Here is a 19,999-nt window from a genome sequence, read left to right as displayed (position 1 = left end):
AATAGTCTCCTGCCATGACAGACTTCCAGTTCACCAATTTCACGCCGTCTCCGGCCCGCGGTCGGGTCCTCGTTTTCGATTCAGGGGTCGGAGGCCTGACCGTCGCTGAGGAAATCCGGGCGCTGGGGCCGGCCCTCGGCGTTCACTATGCCGCCGATAGCGGATTTTTCCCCTATGGGGACAAGTCCGATGAGGCGCTGCAGGAGCGCCTGCCGCGCGTTGCAAAGATGCTGTGCGATCATGTCCGGCCGGATGTCTTCGTGATTGCCTGCAATACGGCCAGCACACTGGCGCTGGAGGATGTCAGGGCTGTGCTCGACATTCCGGTCGTCGGCACGGTTCCGGCCATCAAGCCCGCGGCGGCATTCAGCCAGACGGGAACCATCGGCCTCCTGGCAACACCGGGCACGATCCGGCGCGCCTATACTGCCAGGCTCATCAACGAGTTTGCCGGAGACCGGCGCGTCATCATGCATGGCAGTATCGAGCTAGTCCGGCTGGCCGAAGCCCATGCGCGCGGCGAAGACGTGCCGATTGAGGCTATCGCGGCCGCCCAGGCGCCGCTGTTCGAGGCGCCGGGCGGTGACCAGATCGATACGGTCGTGCTGGCCTGCACGCACTTTCCGCTCGTGCGCGGGCAATTGATCGCCAGCGCGCCGCATGGGGTCAGCTACGTTGATTCCGGTGCGGCCATTGCGCGCCAGACGATCCGCGTCCTGCCGCCGGAAACCGAGGCGCGCGGGATTGGCGGCTCAGCCTATCTGACCAGCCCGCCCGAGGAGTCGCCGGATCTGGCGCTTGTCCTCAGGCGTTACGGCTTCCCGGATGTTCACTTGGTGGCTTTGGAGCCGATCGCGATGACTTCTGCGCCAAGAGCGTTGTAGAGGCTGGGCCAGGGCGCATCATGCACGATGGCGACTTCGGTTTCACCGAACCCGTTGAAGCGGCTGGCCATCGCGCGACCATAGGCGCCGATATTGCCAAACTCCAGATAGTCACCCTCGGTCAGGCCGGCCGGCAGCCAGACCTTGTCGGGGAACTTGTCGGTCGAATCGCAGGTCGGGCCGTAAACCGTATATTCGGCCATGCCGCGCAGCTTGCGTCCGTCACCCGTGATCGCGCGCACCGGAAAGGCCCAGCGTTCGTGAACGGCATCATAGAGCGAACCATAGGAACCATCATTGATGTAGATCGAACCGGGCTTCGCCAGTTCGATTCGCACCAGAAGGCTTTCAGCTTCGGCAACGAGCGCGCGGCCGGGTTCGCACCAGAGATCGGCGTTCTCGAGAACGAACATGTTCTCGAACGACGTTTCGACCATGGCGGCATAGGCTTCCAGTGATGGCGGCGGCGTATCGGCATAGATCGACGGGAACCCGCCGCCAACGTCCACGATATCGACGGTCACACTGGCCGAGATGATGATGCGCGAGACATCGGCCATGGCGGTTGCCCAGGCAGACGGCTTCATCGCCTGGCTGCCGACATGGAAGGACACGCCCAGTTCATCGGCATAGCGGCGGGCTTCGCGCAGGATGGCTGCAGCCTCGTCTTCGTTCGCGCCGAACTTGCCGGTCAGCGGCAGGGTCGCGCCATCATTCGACACGCCGATGCGCACGATGATGGTGAGGTCCCTGGCATAGCCGGTTTCTTCGAGGATCTTATGCAGTTCGGCCTGCGTGTCGGTCACGAAGATGCGCACGCCGTACTGGTGGTAGGCGCGGGCAATCGCGCGGCGGTTCTTCACGGGGTGAAGGAAGGCCATGCGGGCGCCGGGGAAGCGGTTGTAGATCAGTTCGATCTCGTTTTCGGATGCGACATCAAAGCTGTTGATGCCGGCAGCCCAGAGGGCGTCGAGCACGTGCACGCCGGGGTTTGCCTTGACGGCATAGAACGGCTGGGCCGGAAAGCTTTCCCGGAACCATTTTGCAGCCGCCGTCACCCGCTCAGGGCGGAAGCAGTAGACAGGAACATCGGGCTCTTGCGAGCGCACAATATTATAGGGGGTAGCGTAGGAGTGCATGACACCTAACCTCCAAAGGGCTTTTAACCAGCTTCGGGCGTTAGTGCAGGGGGCCCCCAGTTTAAGGGTTGGCCCAGATGTCCGCCACATCCGTATTCGGGCTGTGAGATATGCGATGATGGGGGGGAGCGCAAGTGAAAAAATGAGTCATTTTCGCTTAACGTCGCAAAAACGTCATACAACTTCGACGTGACTGTCATCGCCGGAGCGTATTGGAACGCCAGATATCCCGTTCCGGGAATGGATTTTCAGGAGGCATCGCATGAAATCTGGCGTTCTTGTCGGGGCAGCCCTTGCTCTCGCTGTGGCCCTTGCCGGTTGCGGGAAAACGGACCTGTCCACACTGGAAGTGTCTGACGCGGCGCCTCAGCGGCCGCCTGTGGCCGGTAGCACGCAGAAGATCAAGATCGTCGGCTCATCGACAGTCGCGCCCTTCTCGACCACCGTGGCCGAGCGTTTCGGGGCGACATCGCCTTATCCGACACCGATTGTCGAAACGACCGGGACCGGCGGCGGTTTCAAGTCGTTTTGCCAGGGTGTCGGCCCCGACCAGCCGTCGCTGTCGAATGCCTCGCGCCCGATCAAGACGAGTGAGACAGCCCTGTGTGCCAGCAATGGCGTCAACAACATCATTCCGATCGAGATTGGCTATGACGGAATCGTGGTGGCGAATTCCAGGCACGGCCCCGACTTCGACATTACCAAGACGCAGCTCTACCTCGCGCTGGCGCAGGACATTCCGGACGGTGCAGGCGGGTTCAAGCCGAACCCCTACAAATCCTGGCATGAAGTCGGTCCCGGCCTGCCGGACGAGCCGATCACCGTGTTCGGCCCGCCGCCGACCTCCGGCACGCGCGATGCCTTCGTCGAACTCGGCATGGAAGATGGCGCCGAGGCGCTGCCCGAAATGGCTGCGCTCAAGGCAAGCGACAGCGACGCCTTCAAGGAGCGGGCTCACACGATCCGCGCCGATGGCGCGTGGATCGACTTCGGGGAGAATGATACGGCCATCATCCAGTCACTGGTGAAGACACCCATGGCGATCGGCATTCTCGGACATTCCTTCCTTGAGCAGAACGGCGACAGGATCAAGGGCGCTTCGCTCGCGGGCGTGCCGGCGACATTCGACAATATCAATTCAGGCCAGTACGGCCTGTCGCGGGTCATGTTCATCTATGTGAAAGGGCAGAACCTGCCGCTCGTGCCGGGCCTGTACGACTTCCTCGAATATTACACCGATGAAGACGCGTTCGGACCGGACGGTTACCTCCTCGAGAAGGGGCTGATCCCGCTGAAGGATGAAAATCGTCAGGCCCAGCGCGATATTGTTGCCGCACTGGAAAGCCGGTCGGCACGGTAGGCGGGCCTACAGGCCCTCGATCGGCGGTTTCCTGCGGCGGCGCAGGCGGATCTTCTGCCAGAACCGCCGGCGCGCCGGCGCGGGAAGCGGCTGGAGATTCTCGATGAAGGCTTCCGCGCAGGCCTTCCAGCTATAGGTCTCGGCATAGGCGCGGCAGGTCTCGCGGCTGAGCGCCAGACAGTCCAGCGCGCCCTGTGCAAGGTCTCCGCCGACGGGCGTGATCGTGCCAGCATTTGATCCGGGGATGACATCGCGCGGGCCGGTGGCTTCGAATGCGGCGACAGGCAAGCCGGACGCCATGGCCTCCAGGACGACAAGACCGAACGTGTCGGTCAGGCTGGGGAAGACGAAGACATCTGCGCTGGCATAGATTGCGGCCAGCTCGTCTGCGAACTTCCCGCCAAGGAAGGTCACCTTTGGATAGTTGCGCTTCAATTCTTCGAGCTGCGGGCCGTCTCCGACGATGACTTTCGAACCCGGCAGATCGAGTTCGGCAAAGGATTCAATGTTCTTTTCGACCGCCACGCGGCCGACATTCAGGAAGATCGGTCGCGGCAGGCCCTTGAAGGGGTCGTTCGCGGCGCCCGCATCAATGCGTTTTGCCGGATCGAAAAGCTCGGTATCGACCCCGCGCGTCCAGGCCACAAGATTGATGAACTTTCGCGCGCGAAGCTCCTCGACCATGGACGGGGTCGGGACCATGACCTTGCCGGAATACTTGTGGAACCAGTGCACGAAGGAATAGCCGACCGATATCGGGATGGGCAGCCGGGCGGCGACATATTCCGGAAACCGCGTGTGATAGGCGGTCGAGAAGGGGTGCTTGACGGTCAGGCACATGGCGCGGCCGGCCATGCCGAGCGTGCCTTCGGTGGCGATGTGGATCGCATCAGGTTCGAAATCGTCAAACCGCTCCTCGATCTTCTTGCGGGCGAAGAGGGCAAGCTTGATTTCAGGATAGGTTGGCAGGGGAACGGTACGGAACCCGTCGCCGGGGTGAACGATTTCCCAGATATGCCCCATGGCTTCGGATTCAGCGATCACCCGTTTCATCGTGCGAACGACGCCGTTGACCTGAGGGTCCCAGGCGTCGGTGATCAGCATGATGCGCATGGGGGCTCCTTGAGGCCGCTGTCCGGTCGGCGGCAATGTGGCGGGGTTGGTCCCACGCGTAAAGAGGCGGAACCGCTGCAAACTCACTCGCGTTTGGTTCTATGGGACGATATATCTGTACCCGTAAACAAGAAAAGGCGGGCACAAATTTGCTCCGCCGCCGCACCGCTCCTCTCACACTAACTATTCGGAATTCCATATGCCTGATTCGATGCCTCTCGCCTCCCTTAACTGGGATAGCCTGGACGACCACAAGTTCGACGATGAGGAGGCACTTCTCGAGCGATTGCTGAAGGAGGCGCCGCTTGACGATGGCGCACGGCTGGCGGCTGTCCGGCGCGGCCGCGAACTGGTGGAAATCGCCCGCAGCCGGGGCCGCAAGAAAGGCATGATGGAAAGCTTCCTGGAGGAATTCGGCCTGTCGAATTCCGAAGGGTTAGCGCTCATGTGCCTGGCCGAGGCCCTGCTGTGCGTGCCCGATGCGGAAACCCGAGATGACCTGATCGCCGAGAAGATACGGTCGGGCGACTGGGCGTCACATCTTGGCCAGTCGGAAAGCTGGCTGGTGAATGCGTCGACCTGGGGGCTGATGCTGACGGGCCGCGTGATCGGGGTGCCGAAATCCCTGGAGAAGGGTCCGGGCGCCTTTGTCTCGGGACTGATCCGCGAAAGCGGCGAACCGGTCATCCGCGCCGCCATGATGCAGGCCATGCGGATCATGGGCGAGCAATTCGTCCTCGGCCGGACGGTGAAGGAGGCTCTCAAGCGCGGCAAGCGCATGGTGAAGACCGGAGAGGCGGCGCATTTCAGTTTCGACATGCTGGGCGAAGGCGCCCGCACGGCTGAAGACGCGGCCCGCTACCTGAAAGCCTATGAGCTGGCGATTGATGCCGTGGCTGCCGAAAAGGACAAGGCGGTTGCGCCAGAGAAGGCGAGCGGCGTGTCAGTCAAGCTTTCGGCCCTGCATCCGCGTTTCGAGGCGGTCAATGAAGCGCGCGTGATGAACGAGCTGTATCCGCGCCTGCTCGGGCTGTGTGAAAAGGCGGCGTCCGCGAATATCCATCTTTGTCTGGATGCGGAAGAGGCCGACCGGCTAGTACTGAGCCTCAAGCTGATGGACCGGCTGGCGCATGAGCCGTCGCTCAAGGACTGGACCGGTCTCGGGCTTGCCGTGCAGGCCTACCAGAAGCGCACGCTTTCGGTGATCGAGAAGCTGATTACGCTGGCGGAAGAGACCGGACACCGTTTCATGGTCCGCCTTGTGAAGGGCGCATATTGGGACAGCGAGATCAAGCATGCGCAGGTCGAAGGGTTTCCGAACTTCCCGGTCTTCACGACCAAGCCGGGAACGGATTTTCACTACCTGGCCTGCGCGAAGCTGATGCTGGATGCCTCACCGACGCTCTATCCGCAATTTGCGACCCATAATGCCCACACGCTGGCGGCGGTTGATATTCTCGCCGAAGCGGCGGGTGTCACCGACTATGAATTCCAGCGCCTGCACGGCATGGGCGAAGCATTGTATGATGCCGCCGAAGCCGGCCGGCGGGTGCGCGTCTATGCGCCGGTGGGGGCGCACAAGGACCTGCTGCCTTACCTCGTGCGCCGCTTGCTGGAGAATGGCGCGAATGCCAGCTTCGTGCACTCGTTCCTTGATCCTGATGTGCCGGTGGAAGATGTCGTCGACGATCCGATCACCCGCGTTGAAATTGGCCCCCGGCGGCATCCCGGCATCCCGACGCCGCCACGCCTTTATGGGCCTGAGCGGCGCAATTCGACCGGGCTGGACCTCAGCCAGAAATCCGTGCGCGATGCGACGGCGGCAGCGCTGAAATCCTTCCGCGATAGTCCGGCGATTGCGGCGGGCGCCATTGTTTCGGGCAAACCGGAAACCGGCGGCGGCGAGATGATCCGCGTTCCGTTCCATACCGAACATGTGCTTGGGGCCTGCAGGGAAGCCAGCCCCGAGGCGATCGACAGGGCGCTGGATGCAGCGGTCAGGTTCCAGCCGGCCTGGGATGCGCTGGGCGGATCCAAACGGGCAGAGCACCTGCGGGCTATGGGTGATATCCTTGAAGAGAATGCGCCGCGCCTGATCGCTCTGATGGCGCGCGAGGCGGGCAAGACGCTGGCCGATGGCGTGGCCGAGGTGCGCGAGGCGGTTGATTTCTGCCGGTATTATGCGGCGCAGGCCGAGCATGAGTTTGAAGGCGCGGTGCGCCTTCCCGGGCCGACGGGCGAAACCAATCACCTGTCGCTGCACGGGCGCGGTGTCTTCTGTTGCATCAGTCCGTGGAATTTTCCGCTGGCCATCTTTACCGGCCAGATCGCGTCGGCCCTCGCGGCCGGCAATACGGTTGTTGCCAAGCCCGCCGAGCAGACGCCGCTGGTGGCGTTCGAGGCGGTGCGCATGTTCCAGAAGGCCGGCCTGCCGGTGGATGCCCTTCACCTTATGCCGGGGAAGGGGGAAACGGTTGGTGCGGCCCTGACGGCGGACCTGCGCGTGTCAGGCGTCTGCTTTACCGGCGGCACATCGACGGCGCGGATGATCAACCGGGCCCTGGCTGAGCGCGATGGCGCGATCATTCCGCTGATTGCCGAGACGGGCGGACTGAACGGGCTGTTCGTGGATACGACGGCCCTTCGCGAGCAGGTGATTGATGACATGATCGTGTCGGCGTTCGGGTCGGCGGGCCAGCGCTGTTCGGCGCTGCGCATTGCCTTCATTCCGAAATCGACCGCGAAAAGCCTGATCGACGGGCTGATCGGCGCGATGGACGAATTGAAGATGGGCAATCCGGGCGAGGCCGATACCGATGTCGGGCCGGTGATCGACGCCGATGCGCGTTCGCTGCTGGCAGCGCACCTGGAGAAGATAGGCAAGGAGGCGAAAGTCCTGCACCAGGTTGACGCCGGAAAGATTGGCGAGGAGGGCTTTGGCTTTGGTCCGGCGCTGGTCGAGTTGTCCTCGATCGACCAGATCCACGAAGAGAATTTCGGGCCCATCCTGCATCTGCTTCGCTATGATCCAGATGATGTCGAGGAAGTTGGCGCGGCGCTGAAAGCCAAGGGATATGGACTGACGCTCGGCATTCACTCGCGGCTGGAGCGCTTCCACGCGGCGGTGAAAGCGGCCTGTCCGGTGGGCAATACGTATGTGAACCGGTCGATGACCGGGGCAGTTGTAGGTGTGCAACCGTTCGGGGGCGAGGGGCTTTCAGGCACCGGACCCAAGGCGGGCGGACCGCATTATCTCCATCGTTTCGCCACCGAACGCGTGGTAACGGTGAATATCACGGCCCAGGGAGGCGATGCCGAACTCCTGAGCCTGTAACAAGGAGACCAGCCGATGCTGAGATTAGCCTTCTGCGCCCTTATGGGCGTTCTGTTGACCACTGCGTGCACGAAGAAGCCGGAAGCGCCGGATACGGATGTCACGCAAGGGGTTGAGCAGCCCGCAGCCGGGGTGGCGGCCGAGGCCGGGCCGGACGCCGTGGCAGTGGCCGACACGCCGCACCAGATCGAGGTGTCGAAGGACTATTTCACCGGCTCTGCCCGCGTCGATGATGCCCTGTTCGCCGTGGCGCCGGATCTCGCGGCTGACCTGCTGGCCGATGCGCGTGTGCGGATCGAGGCGATGGATGAGGACGCGCTGACCTACAAGGAAACGGATCCGGACTATTTCAACCCGTACAGCCTGTCGGTCGAATGGACACTTGTGGCGCAGGCCGGCGGCCTGATCAGCATTGAAGGTTTCACCGGCGCCTATACAGGCGGGGCGCATGGCAATTACGGCACCGATGCGCGCATCCATGATGTGGCAGCGAAAACCGATATTGCGCTGGGCGACCTGCTGGCTGATCCCGAGGGGGCGATGGCGGCCAGCCTGCCGGTGGTGCTATCCGAAATCGGACGCCAGCGCGCCGAGAAGGCGGGCGGGGGCGGATCGGCCGACACGTTCCGGGGCGAGGCTGCGGATGCGATTTCAGCCGAGAGCATTCTGAGCGGCGAGATTGGCCTCGCCGCATCAAACGCGGCGGACAGGTTCGGCGGGTTCACTGTGCATTTTGCGCCCTACGAGATCGGCTCCTATGCCGAGGGCGCCTACAAGGTGACCGTGCCGCAGGCCGTGTTCCATGATTTCCTGAAGCCGGACTATGCGGGTCTGTTTGCAGGCGAACCGGTGATCGCGGAATAGGGCTGCGGTCCTCCCTGCACATGCGGCGCCTGTTGGGGCGCTTCGGGGGTGGTTTGCTGGTTTTCGGGAGCCGGTTCGGCGTCAGGTATCGGGAATCGTGAGCCCGTAGTCCCGGCCGATGCCGGGATCTCGTGCGGCAAATCCGGACCAGATGGCCTGAGGCCCCTGCCTGCGCAGGGGACACGGAGCTTTGGTTTCGGGGCTCAGGGCAAGCCTCAGCCGGTCCGATACGGGTGCACGGAATTTGCACGGACGATGCCCGGTAAGATCATCCGATGCGCGGATGAGGATGACCCGGCCTGTCTTTGTGACACCCCAGAACATCTGGCTGCCGGGGCCGCCATTTTCCCTGAACCATGCCTTGAGGCGCTGGATGCGGAAGTAGATCAGCGGCCAGAGGGGCATGAGGTACCAGGGCAGGCCCGGCAGGGGCGAGAGGAGGGAGAAAGGTGGCATCGCGGCGCATTATACGCGCAGTGTGAGGGGGTGGGATAAGCGCCCCCTCCGTCTGGCCGTTTCACGGCCAGCCACCTCCCCCGTGAACGGGGGAGGATGAAGGGTCGGCGCGCCTCCCTCTCCCAAGGGAGAGGGGCTTTTAGAGGGCCTGTTTGAGGGCGAGATAGATGGTTTGGGTGTGGTGCTTGTCCTGCAGGGGATTGTAGAAGGTCACCGGTTCGGCCCAGGCTTTTGCGAAGACGCCGGACAGGCGCTGCACGAAATCGCTGTCGGGGGTGACATCCGACCAGAGCCCCATCAGGCCGCCGGGCTTCAGGTGCGTCATCAACTGCTGCAGGCCCGCTTCGCTGTAGAAATGGCCGCTGCGCGCATCCAGCAGCCAGTCGGGCGTATGGTCGATGTCGATCAGGATGGCGTGGAACTGGCGGCCCGGATTGTCCGCATCGAAGCCGGTGCCGGACCGGGCGAGGGCGAAGAAGTCATCGCGCACGATCTGGCAGCGTGGGTCCGCGCTCAGCGGCGGGTCGAGCGGCACCAGCCCGGCATCGTGCCAGTCGGCCACCGCGTCCAGCATCTCGACCACACGCAGCGAGGCAACGCGGGGATACTCCAGCACGGCGCCTGCCGTGTAGCCGAGACCGAGGCCGCCGACGACGACATCCCATGTCTCATCCGTATCGGGATTGAGGCTGGCGAGCGTGTCGAGGCCGAGGCGGGCGAGGGCGATTTCCGACACGGTGAAAATGTTCGACATCAGGTGCTCGTCGCCGAGGATGATTTCGAACACGTCCACTTTCAGCAGAGGGTGAAACCGCCGGCGCAGGCTGATCGGCCCGATCGGCGTGTCGCGATAGTCGAGTTCTTCAAACAGGCGGCTCATGGGCGGGCGTCCTTGCTGCGGGGGCATCCCCGGCCGTCTCAGTCGCCGCTGACCATGAAATGGGCCATCAGTGTGGTGACGGGTTTGGACTTTTCGTCCTGCCAGGCTTCGGCATGGACCGAGCACATGCGCCGGCCCATCTTGGTGATGTGGGCGCGGGCATAGAGGTTTTTGGCGTGGGCCTGGCGCAAATAGTCGATGGTAAGGTTGATCGGCCGCGGCGGGCGGGTGAGGTGTTCGGTGACGAGGAAGACCTGCGCCATGGCCGTGATCTCGAGAAAGGCCCCGATGGCGCCGCCATGGATGGCACGGATGGCGACATTGCCGATCAGCTTGTCCTGAAAGGGCAGCACGGCGGTCATCTCGTCGCCCATGACTTCGCAATGCATGCCAAGTTCCTGCGCGAAAGGTGTGCGGGCGATGAAGGTGGTAACCTGGTCGGCGCGGCTGAGCACGGTTTCACGCGTCATCCTGGCCTCCCATGGTCGAAGGCGGGCGCGGCTTGGTGATGGCAAAGGCCCCGGCTGCGGTGGCGATGACCTTGTCGCGTGTCTCGTGATAGGCCCAGGCGCGGGTGAAGCAGATCGAGCGGGTGACATGATAGCACTCGGCCTCGCCGAGAATGTCGCGGCGCGGTTCGGCCGGGCGCATATAGTCGATGCGCAGGTCGAGCGTGGCGACAAAGCGGGCGCGTTCCATGGCCGAACCGGCCGCCGTGCCGCAGAGATTGTCAAGAAAGGCGGTCAGCACGCCGCCATGGATGACGCCGGTATCCGGGTCGCCGACGAGGCGGTCCTTCCAGGGCTGGACGCCCCAGACATGGCCCTTTTCCACCTTGGTCATGCGGAAGCCGAGACGGCGCCCCCACGGGATGACACCCGAGATCATGTCGAGGTTCCCCTGCATCAATTCCAGCGGAATCGGGGCTGACGTCGCGTCATTGCTCATGTGCAGGCCTCTTCATTTGACGTTCGATCCGCCCCGGATAACATCTGGTCAGGACCGTGGGAACACTTCACGCAAGGGAGGACATGCCAAATGGCATTTGACGGCAGCACGAAACCGAAGACCTGCATCATCGGGGCCGGGTGCTCGGGCTTTACCATGGCCAAGCGACTGAAGGACAAGGGCCTGCCCTATGACTGTTTCGAGATGTCGGACAATATTGGCGGCAACTGGTATTATAAGAATCCGAACGGCACCTCGTCCTGTTACCAGAGCCTGCATATCGACACGTCGAAGTGGCGCCTGGCCTTCGAGGATTATCCCGTGCCGGAGGACTGGCCGGATTTCCCCCACCATGCCCAGCTGTTGCAGTATTTCCATGACTATGTGGACCATTTCGGCCTGCGGGAGACGATCACGTTCAACACGGCGGTGACGGATGTGGCGCGCCTGCCGAACCGGCGCTGGAAGGTGACCCTGTCGACCGGGGAGACCCGTGAATATGACGCCGTAGCGGTGGCCAATGGCCATCACTGGGATGCGCGGATGCCGACCTATCCCGGGCATTTCGATGGTTACCAGGTGCATTCCCACCATTATCGCGACCCGTTCGAGCCGTATGACTTCCGGGGCAAGAACGTGATGATTGTCGGCGCCGGCAATTCGGCGATGGATATTTCGTCGGAACTGTCGCAGCGGCCGATTGCGAACAAGCTGTTCATCTCGATGCGGCGCGGCGTGTGGGTGCTGCCGAAATACATGGACGGGACACCGGCCGACAAGGCGGCGCTGCCTGCCTGGCTGCCGTCAAAGCTCGGCCGCAAGCTGGCGCGGGCCAAGATCAAGAAGACCATTGGCATGATGGAGGATTATGGCCTGCCGAAGCCTGACCATGAGCCGCTGGACGGGCATCCCTCGGTGTCTGGCGAGTTCCTGACGCGGGTCGGCTGCGGCGATATCCTGCCCAAGGGCGGGATCGAGCGGCTGGACGGCGATGGCGTGGTGTTCAGCGATGGCAGCCGCGAAAAGGTCGACGCGATCGTCTGGGCGACGGGGTATAATGTGACCTTCCCGTTCCTGAAACAGCCCGAACTGACGCCGCAGGACAATACATTCCCGCTGTACAAGCGGATGGTGAAGCCGGGCTTTGAAAACCTGTTCTTCCTCGGCCTCGCCCAGCCGCTGCCGACATTGGTGAACTTTGCCGAGCAGCAGTCGAAACTGGTCGCGGCGGCGCTGACGGGGGAATATGCCTTCCCGGACGCGGCCGAGATGGAGCGGGTGACGATGGCGGACGAGAAGGAACACCTTGGCCACTTCTATGACAGTCCGCGCCACCGGATGCAGGTGGATTTCGGCGTCTATGTCGCGGATTTGCTGAAAGAATTGAAGCGCGGCGCAAAACGCGCAGGCGTGGTTGCCTGATATTAAGATTGCCGGGGTATAGTCGCTGCGATGTTGCGTCTGTTTTCAGCCCTGATGCTGCTCCTGGTGGCCGCCGCGTGTGCCTCTGCGCCGCCACGGGCGGCCGCGCCGCGTGTCGTGGTGAATTACGGCCCGCCGGGTGATCCGCACAATCCGGTGCAGGGGCCTTACCAGCCAAACCAGTACCTGCAGGTGTGTAACGGCATGTCGGTGAGCAATTCGCCGCCCTTCTATCCGGGCGGCTGGGTGCAGGATTTCAAGCCGGTGATCGTGGTCAACACTGTGGTTCTGGTGACGGTGCCGACCAATGATGCCTGCCTGTCATCGGGTTTCGGCTTTCGCGGCGGGCGGATTCACGAGGGGGTCGATCTGACGCGGCGCCCGGCCGGGCCGGTCTATGCCGCAGCGCCGGGCCGGATCATCGAGGCGCGCCATTCGGACGGCTATGGCTGGCAGGTGCTGATCGATCATGGCAAGGGCGTGTACACGCGCTATGCCCATCTGGCGCATTTCGAACCGAGCGTGGCGGTGGGCCGCGAGATCGGCTTTGGCCAGCCGGTTGGCCAGATGGGCGATTCCGGCAATGCGACGGCCGTTCACCTGCATTACGAAATCCTGACCGGGAATTATCATAATCCCCGCGGCTCCAAGGGGCTGGACGTGCGTGACCCGTTCAGCTTTCCCGCCTATGAACTGACGTTCGCGGGGTCTTGAACGGGGAGCGGGGGACAATGGAGCTGACAGGCAGGGCGGCATGACTAGCCGCTTTTTCGATCCGTCGCTGGTGGCGCGGACCTATCGCGACCCGCTGGCCTGGCTGAGCCTTGGCACCGACCTGGTGCCGATCATCGCGATTATCCTGTTCCAGTGGGGGCCGACACCGCTGGTGGCGCTGTACTGGCTCGAGAACCTCGTGATTGGCGGGTATACGATACTGCGGCTGGCGGGCAGCGCGGTGACGGGCCTCGGGAACCTGCTGCTGGCCCTGTTCATGATCCCGTTCTTCACGCTGCATTACGGCATGTTCTGTTACGGGCATGGCATCTTCATCAAGTCATTCTCGGGCGCCGGGGGCGGCGATGGCTATATGGACGTTGTGAACTGGGCGCTGGGGTCCGGCGAGGGCATGGCCTGGTTCGTGGCGGTGATTGCGGCGTCAAACATGGTGTTCTATCTCATCGACTTCATCGGCAAGGGCGAGCTGCGCCGGACGAATCCGGCCGCCGAGATGTTTGCCCCCTATGGCCGCATCGTGACGCTGCATGTGGCGATCATTCTCGGCGCCTTCCTGTCGATTGCGACGCAGCAGCCGCTGCTGGGCGTGCTGGTGCTGATCCTGATCCGGGTCGTGTTCGGGATCGTGCTGTCTGTGCTGCGCCGCATGCGCCTTGAGGGCCAACTGGGCAAACTTGCAGACACATTCGCGCAAGCATTGTAAAAAGTTGACGTTTGATGACGGGTTGCGCTAGGTAAGCCCGCTGAACCGCCTGAGGCGGCAACAAAGGATATGGAATGCCCCCTGCCATCAAGACCCTTGCCGGAAGCGGCGCCGCAGCCGGAATCGGAACCGGAAAGCGCGCCAAATCCAAGGCCGCCAACCGCCGGGCGATTCTCGACGCCGGGCGGCGCGTGTTTGCGCGGATCGGCTTTGATGCCACGACCGTGCGCGACATCATCCGCGAAACCGACCTCGCTGCCGGGACATTCTACAATTACTTCAAGTCCAAGGAAGAAGTGTTCGAGGCCATTGCGGAGGACTCGACCCATCGTTTCCGGGCCCACCTGAGCGATGTGCGGGCCAGGGCGACCACGTTCGAGGACTATATCCACCAAGCCTATCACGCCTATTTCAGCTTCATTGCGGCCGAAAATGCAGAGGCGATCAAGGGCGGTGCGCCGCACCTGGCGCTGATCGGCGTGCGTGTGGATACGCCGGAAATGCTGGCCATTGCCGACGAGATCCGGTCTGACCTCGATCATGTCCTGTCGGCGGCCGGGGCGCCGGTGATCGATATCGACTATCTCACGGCGGCGGCAATCGGTATCGCCCGGGAGATGGGCGACCATATGCTGCATCGCCGCCCGGTCGATGCCGGTGCGGCCACGCGATTTGCAGCAGCCCTGCTATTGGCCGGCGTGCGGGACATTGCCGGCAAGGTGATCTGAGGAAGCGCTTGGCGGACCTCGGGGAAGGGGGCTAAGCTGGCCTGAAAAGGGCAGTTTGGGAGCCGGGCCATGAGTTTACAGCAGAAAATAGCGAAACTGATATTCAAACTGCCGGACGGTTTGCTCGTGCGGATGGCGGGGGGCAAGCCAATCGAGATCAACGGCCGCGTGCTGGAGCCTCAATTGCAGATGGTGGCGTGGAACGGGCGCAAGGCGCCGCCGCTGTCATCGCTTCCGGCAGAGGTGGTGCAGGCTGCCACGCGCGAACAGCTGGCCATGCTGGCGGCCGCACCGGAGCCCGGTGTGATCATCGAAGACTCGACGATTCCGGGGCCGGACAAGAACCAGATACCGGTCCGGATCTACCTGCCCGACGAACAGGACCCGGCCCATCCGATGATGGTGTACTATCACATGGGCGGCGGCGTGATCGGCGACCTTGATACATGCAATGCGTTCTGTTCAATGATCGCGGTCGTGGCCAAATGCCCGGTCCTCTCCGTCGACTATCGCCTTGCCCCGCCGCACAAGTTTCCGGCGGGCATCAATGACGCCATCGCGGCGTATGAATGGGCACTGCGCAATGCTGGCAAGTATGGCGCGCCCGATGGCGTCGCGGCCGTGGGCGGCGACAGTATGGGCGGCAATTTCGCAGCCATCGTGTCGCAGGAAATGAAGCGTCAGGACAAGCCGGTCCCTGCGCTGCAATTGCTGATCTATCCGGCGGTGGACCTGGTCGAGGAATTCCCGTCGCGCAAGGATTTCGCGAACACGTTCTCGCTGTCGACCGATACGATGGACTGGTTCATGGACCAGTACCTGCCGGAGGGGCAGGACCGCAGTGATCCGCTTCTGTCGCCGGGCCAGACCGGCGACCTGTCCGGCCTGCCGCCCGCCATTGTCATTACCGCCGGGCATGACCCGCTGGTCGACGAGGGCGACGATTACGCCCTGCGGCTGGGACGTGAGGGCGTTTACGTGAAGCACAAGCGATATGACAATCTCGCCCATGCCTTTACGGCGTTCACGGATTTCTCGCCGGGATCGCGGCGGGCCTGCCTGCAGATCGCGGGCATGGTGCGTGACATGTATGGCCGATCGTGAGGGCGCTTGTCTGCCATACGATCACGGATGATTTTTCCGGGACCGAAATCCGTGATGTGCCGATGCCTGAGCCGGGCCCCGGTGAGGTGCGCGTCCGGGTCAAGGCCGCGAGCGTCAATTTCCCTGACCTCCTGCTGACGCAGGGCAAGTACCAGCTGAAACTGGAGCCGCCCTTCACGCCTGGGATGGACTTTTCCGGCATCATCGACGCGCTGGGCGAAGGTGTGACGGGACCGCTGCGGCTGGGAACGGATGTTGCCGGCGGCGTGCGGTCCGGGGCGTTTGCCGAATATATCGTCGTGCCGGTCGCGTCGCTGCAGAAGAAGCCGCCGGCGATGAGCTTTGCCCAGGCGGCGTCCTATTCGGCTGCCTACCTGACGGCCTATGTGGCGCTGGTGCGCCGGGGCAACCTGCAGGCGGGTGACACATTGCTGGTGCATGGCGCGAGTGGGGGTGTGGGGCTGGCGGCGGTTGATGTCGGCAAGCTGCTGGGCGCGACGGTGATCGCGACAGGCGCGTCGGACGAGAAGCTGGAACAGGTGGTCGCTTATGGCGCCGACTTTGCCATCAATGTGACGCAGGGCTTTCGCGACAAGGTGAAGACGCTGACCAGGGGACGCGGCGCGGATGTGATCTTCGATCCTGTGGGCGGCGACGTGTTCGACGAGAGCGTGCGGTGCATTGCGTTTGACGGGCGGCTTCTGGTGATCGGCTTCACGTCAGGCCGGATCGCGACCGTGCCGACCAATATGCCGCTGATCAAGGGCTTCTCGGTGGTTGGCGTACGGGCAGGCGAATATGGCCGCCAGTTTCCCGAGAAGGGCCGGGAGAATGTCGAGACGATCTGGAAATGGGCCCGGGAGGGGAAGGTGCACCCGCGCGTGCATGCCGAGTTCCCACTGGAGCAGGCGATGGACGCGTTCGCGATGCTGTGGGACCGGAAGGTTGTCGGCAAGGTGGTGGTGACGCCCTGAGGCCCTGGCCGTCCGGCTTTCGGCGCGCTGCGCTAGCCCGTGTAGAGCACGAGCCCGAGAATGCCGGCGCTGACCAGCAGCACACCGATGATTTCCCGCGCGGTGATGCGTTCCTTGAAGAACAGGATCGACGCGCCGATCATGAACACGACCTCGATCTGGCCAAGGGCGCGGACATGGGCCGCGTTCTGCAGGGTAAAGGCCGTGAACCAGGCGAGCGAGCCCAGCATGCCGACAAGGCCGACCCAGCCGGCGCTGCGCCAGCTGCGCAGCAGGCGGCCTGCTTCGCCAGGTTCGCGCAGCTGGAGCCAGGCAAGCACGGCGAGGGCCTGGAAGGCGGTGACGAAGGCGAGTGTCGTGACCGCGCGCAGGAAGACGTCACCTTCCGCCAGCGACAGCGATGCGCCGCGATAGGCGACGGCGGACAGGCCGAACAGGCTGCCCGATGCGATGCCGATGAGCGCCTTGCGGTCAAGGAATGTGCGGCGGGCGGCGGGGTTTGCCGGGATCGAGATCAGGATCACGCCAATGAGGCTGACGAGGATGGCGAGCGCGACGGGCAGGGACAGCCTGTCGCCGAGGAGGACGATGCCGAACAGGGCCGTCTGCACCGGTTCTGTCTTGGTGAAGGCCGTGGCGACGGTGAAGTTCTTGTGGGAAAAAAGGTGGATCAGCAGGCCGGTCGCCAGGATCTGGGCGAGGCCGCCGAGAAGGCCGCTGGCGATGAATATGGGGTTCAGTGCCGGCGCGCTCTGGCCCGTGACGGCGAGCAGGCCTGCCAGAAGGAGGGCGGCGAGCGGGGCTGCATAGACGAAGCGTGCCGACGTGACGCCCCATGTGCTGAGCGTATCCTTCAGCCGCTTCTGCAGGACCGAGCGCAGGTTCTGCAGGAAGGCTGCAGCGATGGTAATGGGGATCCAGATTTCCATCCGGCGCTTGGACAGCAGGGCGTGCCGGTTGTCAAAGCCTGTTCAGCCCGGGCGGCCTAGCGCACGCGGGTGCACTGGGGATAGGTGGTTGTGCCCTTTTGCAGGACCGCGAAAGGTCCCTGGTCCCAGAACACGACGCGGGTGGGCCCGATGCCGGACTGGTAGCGCATGCCCCTGTCGGCCGCGACCTGTTCAAGCTGGTGAACCTGACCATTGAACATGACGGTTGCGGTGGTGCCGACAACGCTCGCCTGGAGCTGGAGGGCACCGCATTCGTAATAGGGGGAGATGACGTTCGACGCATAGGGCTGGGTATAGGCGGGGTCAGTTTCCATGCGCATGTCGTCCTGCTGGCTGGTGGCAGGCGGGGTGACGGCGCAGGCGGCCGCAGTGGTGGCGAGGGCGAGGAGGGCGGCGAGTGAGCTGGCGCGTTTCATGACGTGTCTCCGGTCTGGCTGTCTTCCCGGGCAAAGCGGCCAGACGCCGGAATGGTTCCGGCGCCTGAGCAGCATGTATCTAGCGGCGGGCCGTGATCGTGTCGCCGTTCGGGGCATAGATGACGAGCGTGCCATCCTGCGTGATCGTGTACTGTCGGGCGCTGCCGAGAATGTCGGTAAAGGCGCGTTCCTGGTTCATCAGGGCCGGCGGGCAGCCCTTGCGGGTGAGCACGATCTCGGTGAGGCGCAGGTCCTGGGGCGCGGTCGCCGAATAGCCGGCCGAGTAGGAATTGCACGACGCGTTGCCGCTGATCCGGCCCGAGGAATCAAAATTGATCGTTGCGCGGGAGAAATCGACGACACCGCGGCGGTTGATATCCTCGACGACCCATTCCTGGCCGGTCAGGCCGGTATAGGCCCCGGGCCCGTGCGTCTCGGGATACTGGGTGCCGGGATAGGGCGAGGTGTAGGGACTGCCGGGTGTGGCATTGACAAGAAAGATCGTGCCGAGATCGGAATAGGGCGCGTAGAGATCGACCGGGTAGGTCGTGTCTGTGGTCCAGAAGAGTTCGCCGCCGGGGCTGCGGATGGTGGCGCGCAGCGTGTACTGGCCGCGCGGGTCGACGTCGCGGTCGTCGATCGTCAGGCTGAACGGTACGGGAACCTGCGCATTGCCGAGGTTCATGACGGATTCATCGAGGATGTCGGACGGCATATCCATGCGGGTCGTGTCGCTGAGCGTGACGGTGGCGGTGCTGCCCGGCGGCAGGGCAATGCGCTCGCGATAGCTGAGCTGGCCGGTCACGACATGCTGGGTGACGCGGCTTTCGGCCGGGTATTGCGACGTGGGCGTGACGGCGCAGGCGGCGGTCATCGCGCCGAGGGCGACGGAGGCGAGGGCGGTCGAGAATTTCATTGTGGCGTTTCCCTTCAGTATGGACTGCCGGGAGGACGCGTTCTGTCCTGGGCCAGGATGCGTTCCCGTTCGCAGGTGTAAACGGCCCTGCGAACGGAAAGTTCCGCACTCAGACCGTGCGCTTGGCCTTGTCGGCGTCGTTGGTGGCGGTGATGGCGTCCTTCGCGGCCTGCCATTCCTTGTCGCCCCAGGCGGTGAGCTGGGAGAAGTTGCCGCCGGACGCATTGTACATGGCGCCGTCAATGGCGATGGTCTGGCCGTTGATGTATTCCGCGCCCGGCCCCATCAGCAGCACGGCGAGGTTGACCAGTTCGTGCATCTCGCCGACCCGGCCCATCGGATTGGCCGCGCCTGAGTCCATGCGCTTTGCGCCGTCCGCATCCGGCGCGAGCCGCTTGGACATGCCTTCGGTGGGGAAGGGGCCGGGCGCGATGGCGTTGAAGCGCAGGCCATAGCGGCCCCATTCGACGGCGAGGCTTTGCGTCATCGTGTTGACGGCGGCTTTGGACATGGCCGAGGGCACGACGAAGGGGCCGCCATTCCACACCCACGTGGTGAGGATGGAGATGACATTGCCGCGCGATCCGGCCTTGATCCAGCGCGTGCCGATATCGTGCGTCATGTAGAATGTGCCGCGGAAGACAATGTTCGCGATGGCGTCAAAGCCGCGGATCGAAAGGTCTTCGGTGCGGGAGATGAAATTGCCGGCGGCATTGTTGACGAGGCCGGTGAGGGGGCCGTGCTTGGCCCAGATTCCGTCATTCATGTCGGTAATGGCTTCGGCGACGCGGATGTCGCAGGCATGCGGCACGACCTTGCCGCCATGCTTTTCCATCAGTTCGGCCGCCGTTTCCTCGCAGACGCCTCCGCGCCGGCCGCAGATGTGGACCTCTGCGCCGAGTTTCAGGAAACCTTCGGCCATTTCCTTGCCGAGGCCGGTGCCGCCGCCGGTGACGAGGATGCGTTCATCCTTCATCAGGCCATCGCGGAACATCAATTTTGACGTATCCATAGGTGTTCTCCCTTCTCGTTTTCTGGTAGCCATCATAGCGCGATTGTCGCTGGAGGTATGC

Annotated in this window: 20 protein-coding genes; 10 read left to right on the top strand and 10 right to left on the bottom strand. The window is 63.5% G+C overall.

What is annotated here, in order from left to right:
- The first annotated feature begins 14 nt into the window (after positions 1-14).
- Positions 15-884 (top strand): glutamate racemase, encoded by an 870-nt coding sequence (gene murI / locus VR74_RS16350; RefSeq protein WP_045698538.1) that lies wholly within the window; start codon positions 15-17, stop codon positions 882-884.
- Here the strand turns inward: murI and VR74_RS16345 are convergent.
- Positions 830-2,023 (bottom strand): type III PLP-dependent enzyme, encoded by a 1,194-nt coding sequence (locus VR74_RS16345; protein WP_045698537.1) that lies wholly within the window; start codon positions 2,021-2,023, stop codon positions 830-832. The two genes, murI and VR74_RS16345, sit on opposite strands and share 55 nt — an antisense overlap.
- 262 nt (positions 2,024-2,285) lie before the next feature.
- Here VR74_RS16345 and VR74_RS16340 point away from each other — a divergent pair, with 262 nt between their 5' ends.
- Positions 2,286-3,383, top strand: a complete 1,098-nt coding sequence (locus VR74_RS16340) for a substrate-binding domain-containing protein (RefSeq protein WP_299950895.1) — start codon at positions 2,286-2,288, stop codon at positions 3,381-3,383.
- A gap of 6 nt (positions 3,384-3,389) precedes the next feature.
- Here the strand turns inward: VR74_RS16340 and VR74_RS16335 are convergent, their stop codons facing one another.
- Positions 3,390-4,496 carry a glycosyltransferase family 1 protein gene (locus VR74_RS16335; protein WP_045698536.1) on the bottom strand — a complete coding sequence of 369 codons (1,107 nt, stop codon included), beginning with the start codon at positions 4,494-4,496 and terminating at the stop codon, positions 3,390-3,392.
- 199 nt (positions 4,497-4,695) lie between these two features.
- Here VR74_RS16335 and putA point away from each other — a divergent pair, with 199 nt between their 5' ends.
- Positions 4,696-7,830 (top strand): bifunctional proline dehydrogenase/L-glutamate gamma-semialdehyde dehydrogenase PutA, encoded by a 3,135-nt coding sequence (gene putA, locus VR74_RS16330; RefSeq protein ID WP_299950892.1) that lies wholly within the window; start codon positions 4,696-4,698, stop codon positions 7,828-7,830.
- A 15-nt stretch (positions 7,831-7,845) separates the two neighbouring features.
- On the top strand, positions 7,846-8,694 hold the full coding sequence (locus VR74_RS16325; RefSeq protein ID WP_299950889.1) for a DUF3298 and DUF4163 domain-containing protein: 849 nt from the start codon (positions 7,846-7,848) through the stop codon (positions 8,692-8,694).
- A gap of 81 nt (positions 8,695-8,775) precedes the next feature.
- Here VR74_RS16325 and VR74_RS16320 read toward each other — a convergent pair whose 3' ends face one another.
- The 4 genes from VR74_RS16320 to VR74_RS16305 all read right to left on the bottom strand — a co-directional run bounded on the left by VR74_RS16320 (position 8,776) and on the right by VR74_RS16305 (position 10,978).
- Complete coding sequence (locus tag VR74_RS16320; RefSeq protein ID WP_045698534.1) at positions 8,776-9,150, bottom strand: hypothetical protein; 375 nt, start codon at positions 9,148-9,150, stop codon at positions 8,776-8,778.
- A gap of 139 nt (positions 9,151-9,289) precedes the next feature.
- Entirely contained in the window at positions 9,290-10,030 is a 741-nt protein-coding gene (locus VR74_RS16315) for a spermidine synthase (protein WP_045698532.1), read from the bottom strand.
- A gap of 38 nt (positions 10,031-10,068) precedes the next feature.
- Positions 10,069-10,500, bottom strand: a complete 432-nt coding sequence (locus VR74_RS16310; protein WP_045698530.1) for a PaaI family thioesterase — start codon at positions 10,498-10,500, stop codon at positions 10,069-10,071.
- A complete protein-coding gene (locus tag VR74_RS16305) occupies positions 10,490-10,978 on the bottom strand; it encodes a PaaI family thioesterase (protein WP_299950886.1) in 489 nt (162 codons plus the stop codon). Before VR74_RS16305 ends, VR74_RS16310 begins: the two co-directional genes overlap by 11 nt.
- 90 nt (positions 10,979-11,068) lie before the next feature.
- On the opposite strand from VR74_RS16305, the gene VR74_RS16300 reads away from it, so the two are divergent.
- From VR74_RS16300 to VR74_RS16275, 6 genes are all read left to right on the top strand, one after another.
- Positions 11,069-12,400, top strand: coding sequence for an NAD(P)-binding domain-containing protein (locus tag VR74_RS16300; protein WP_045698528.1), 1,332 nt, complete (start codon positions 11,069-11,071; stop codon positions 12,398-12,400).
- 30 nt (positions 12,401-12,430) lie between these two features.
- Positions 12,431-13,114: a M23 family metallopeptidase gene (locus VR74_RS16295; RefSeq protein WP_299950883.1), complete on the top strand. Its 684-nt coding sequence runs from the start codon at positions 12,431-12,433 to the stop codon at positions 13,112-13,114.
- 40 nt (positions 13,115-13,154) lie between these two features.
- The gene (locus VR74_RS16290) at positions 13,155-13,838 is read left to right on the top strand and encodes a DUF6498-containing protein (protein WP_045698526.1); all 684 of its coding nucleotides are present in this window, start codon (positions 13,155-13,157) and stop codon (positions 13,836-13,838) included.
- Positions 13,839-13,912: 74 nt separating this feature from the next.
- Positions 13,913-14,566 (top strand): TetR/AcrR family transcriptional regulator, encoded by a 654-nt coding sequence (locus VR74_RS16285; protein ID WP_045698524.1) that lies wholly within the window; start codon positions 13,913-13,915, stop codon positions 14,564-14,566.
- A gap of 69 nt (positions 14,567-14,635) precedes the next feature.
- A complete protein-coding gene (locus tag VR74_RS16280) occupies positions 14,636-15,670 on the top strand; it encodes an alpha/beta hydrolase (RefSeq protein ID WP_045698523.1) in 1,035 nt (344 codons plus the stop codon).
- On the top strand, positions 15,667-16,644 hold the full coding sequence (locus tag VR74_RS16275) for an NADPH:quinone oxidoreductase family protein (RefSeq protein ID WP_045698521.1): 978 nt from the start codon (positions 15,667-15,669) through the stop codon (positions 16,642-16,644). Before VR74_RS16280 ends, VR74_RS16275 begins: the two co-directional genes overlap by 4 nt.
- A 32-nt stretch (positions 16,645-16,676) precedes the next feature.
- Here the strand turns inward: VR74_RS16275 and VR74_RS16270 are convergent, their stop codons facing one another.
- The 4 genes from VR74_RS16270 to VR74_RS16255 all read right to left on the bottom strand — a co-directional run bounded on the left by VR74_RS16270 (position 16,677) and on the right by VR74_RS16255 (position 19,938).
- Positions 16,677-17,573: a DMT family transporter gene (locus tag VR74_RS16270; RefSeq protein WP_045698519.1), complete on the bottom strand. Its 897-nt coding sequence runs from the start codon at positions 17,571-17,573 to the stop codon at positions 16,677-16,679.
- 56 nt (positions 17,574-17,629) lie between these two features.
- Entirely contained in the window at positions 17,630-18,010 is a 381-nt protein-coding gene (locus VR74_RS16265) for an MliC family protein (protein ID WP_045698518.1), read from the bottom strand.
- 79 nt (positions 18,011-18,089) lie between these two features.
- On the bottom strand, positions 18,090-18,926 hold the full coding sequence (locus VR74_RS16260; RefSeq protein ID WP_045698516.1) for a YbaY family lipoprotein: 837 nt from the start codon (positions 18,924-18,926) through the stop codon (positions 18,090-18,092).
- A 109-nt stretch (positions 18,927-19,035) separates the two neighbouring features.
- A complete protein-coding gene (locus VR74_RS16255) occupies positions 19,036-19,938 on the bottom strand; it encodes an SDR family oxidoreductase (protein ID WP_045698514.1) in 903 nt (300 codons plus the stop codon).
- Positions 19,939-19,999 lie beyond the last annotated feature (61 nt).

This window comes from Hyphomonas sp. BRH_c22, assembly GCF_000961795.1.
Classification (GTDB): domain Bacteria; phylum Pseudomonadota; class Alphaproteobacteria; order Caulobacterales; family Hyphomonadaceae; genus Hyphomonas.
Note: the sequence above shows the minus strand (reverse complement) of the source record. Positions and strands in the feature narration are given on the sequence as shown.

Bases quoted from the DNA above. Each gene is read 5' to 3' on its own strand.
- VR74_RS16255 (WP_045698514.1), bottom strand. From the start codon at position 19,938: ATGGATACGTCAAAATTGATGTTCCGCGATGGCCTGATGAAGGATGAA.
- murI (WP_045698538.1), top strand. From the start codon at position 15: ATGACAGACTTCCAGTTCACCAATTTCACGCCGTCTCCGGCCCGCGGT.
- VR74_RS16315 (WP_045698532.1), bottom strand. From the start codon at position 10,030: ATGAGCCGCCTGTTTGAAGAACTCGACTATCGCGACACGCCGATCGGG.
- VR74_RS16300 (WP_045698528.1), top strand. From the start codon at position 11,069: ATGGCATTTGACGGCAGCACGAAACCGAAGACCTGCATCATCGGGGCC.
- VR74_RS16305 (WP_299950886.1), bottom strand. From the start codon at position 10,978: ATGAGCAATGACGCGACGTCAGCCCCGATTCCGCTGGAATTGATGCAG.
- VR74_RS16295 (WP_299950883.1), top strand. From the start codon at position 12,431: ATGTTGCGTCTGTTTTCAGCCCTGATGCTGCTCCTGGTGGCCGCCGCG.
- VR74_RS16260 (WP_045698516.1), bottom strand. From the start codon at position 18,926: ATGAAATTCTCGACCGCCCTCGCCTCCGTCGCCCTCGGCGCGATGACC.
- VR74_RS16345 (WP_045698537.1), bottom strand. From the start codon at position 2,023: ATGCACTCCTACGCTACCCCCTATAATATTGTGCGCTCGCAAGAGCCC.
- VR74_RS16285 (WP_045698524.1), top strand. From the start codon at position 13,913: ATGCCCCCTGCCATCAAGACCCTTGCCGGAAGCGGCGCCGCAGCCGGA.
- VR74_RS16270 (WP_045698519.1), bottom strand. From the start codon at position 17,573: ATGGAAATCTGGATCCCCATTACCATCGCTGCAGCCTTCCTGCAGAAC.
- VR74_RS16290 (WP_045698526.1), top strand. From the start codon at position 13,155: ATGACTAGCCGCTTTTTCGATCCGTCGCTGGTGGCGCGGACCTATCGC.
- putA (WP_299950892.1), top strand. From the start codon at position 4,696: ATGCCTGATTCGATGCCTCTCGCCTCCCTTAACTGGGATAGCCTGGAC.
- VR74_RS16320 (WP_045698534.1), bottom strand. From the start codon at position 9,150: ATGCCACCTTTCTCCCTCCTCTCGCCCCTGCCGGGCCTGCCCTGGTAC.
- VR74_RS16265 (WP_045698518.1), bottom strand. From the start codon at position 18,010: ATGAAACGCGCCAGCTCACTCGCCGCCCTCCTCGCCCTCGCCACCACT.
- VR74_RS16340 (WP_299950895.1), top strand. From the start codon at position 2,286: ATGAAATCTGGCGTTCTTGTCGGGGCAGCCCTTGCTCTCGCTGTGGCC.
- VR74_RS16325 (WP_299950889.1), top strand. From the start codon at position 7,846: ATGCTGAGATTAGCCTTCTGCGCCCTTATGGGCGTTCTGTTGACCACT.
- VR74_RS16310 (WP_045698530.1), bottom strand. From the start codon at position 10,500: ATGACGCGTGAAACCGTGCTCAGCCGCGCCGACCAGGTTACCACCTTC.
- VR74_RS16335 (WP_045698536.1), bottom strand. From the start codon at position 4,496: ATGCGCATCATGCTGATCACCGACGCCTGGGACCCTCAGGTCAACGGC.
- VR74_RS16280 (WP_045698523.1), top strand. From the start codon at position 14,636: ATGAGTTTACAGCAGAAAATAGCGAAACTGATATTCAAACTGCCGGAC.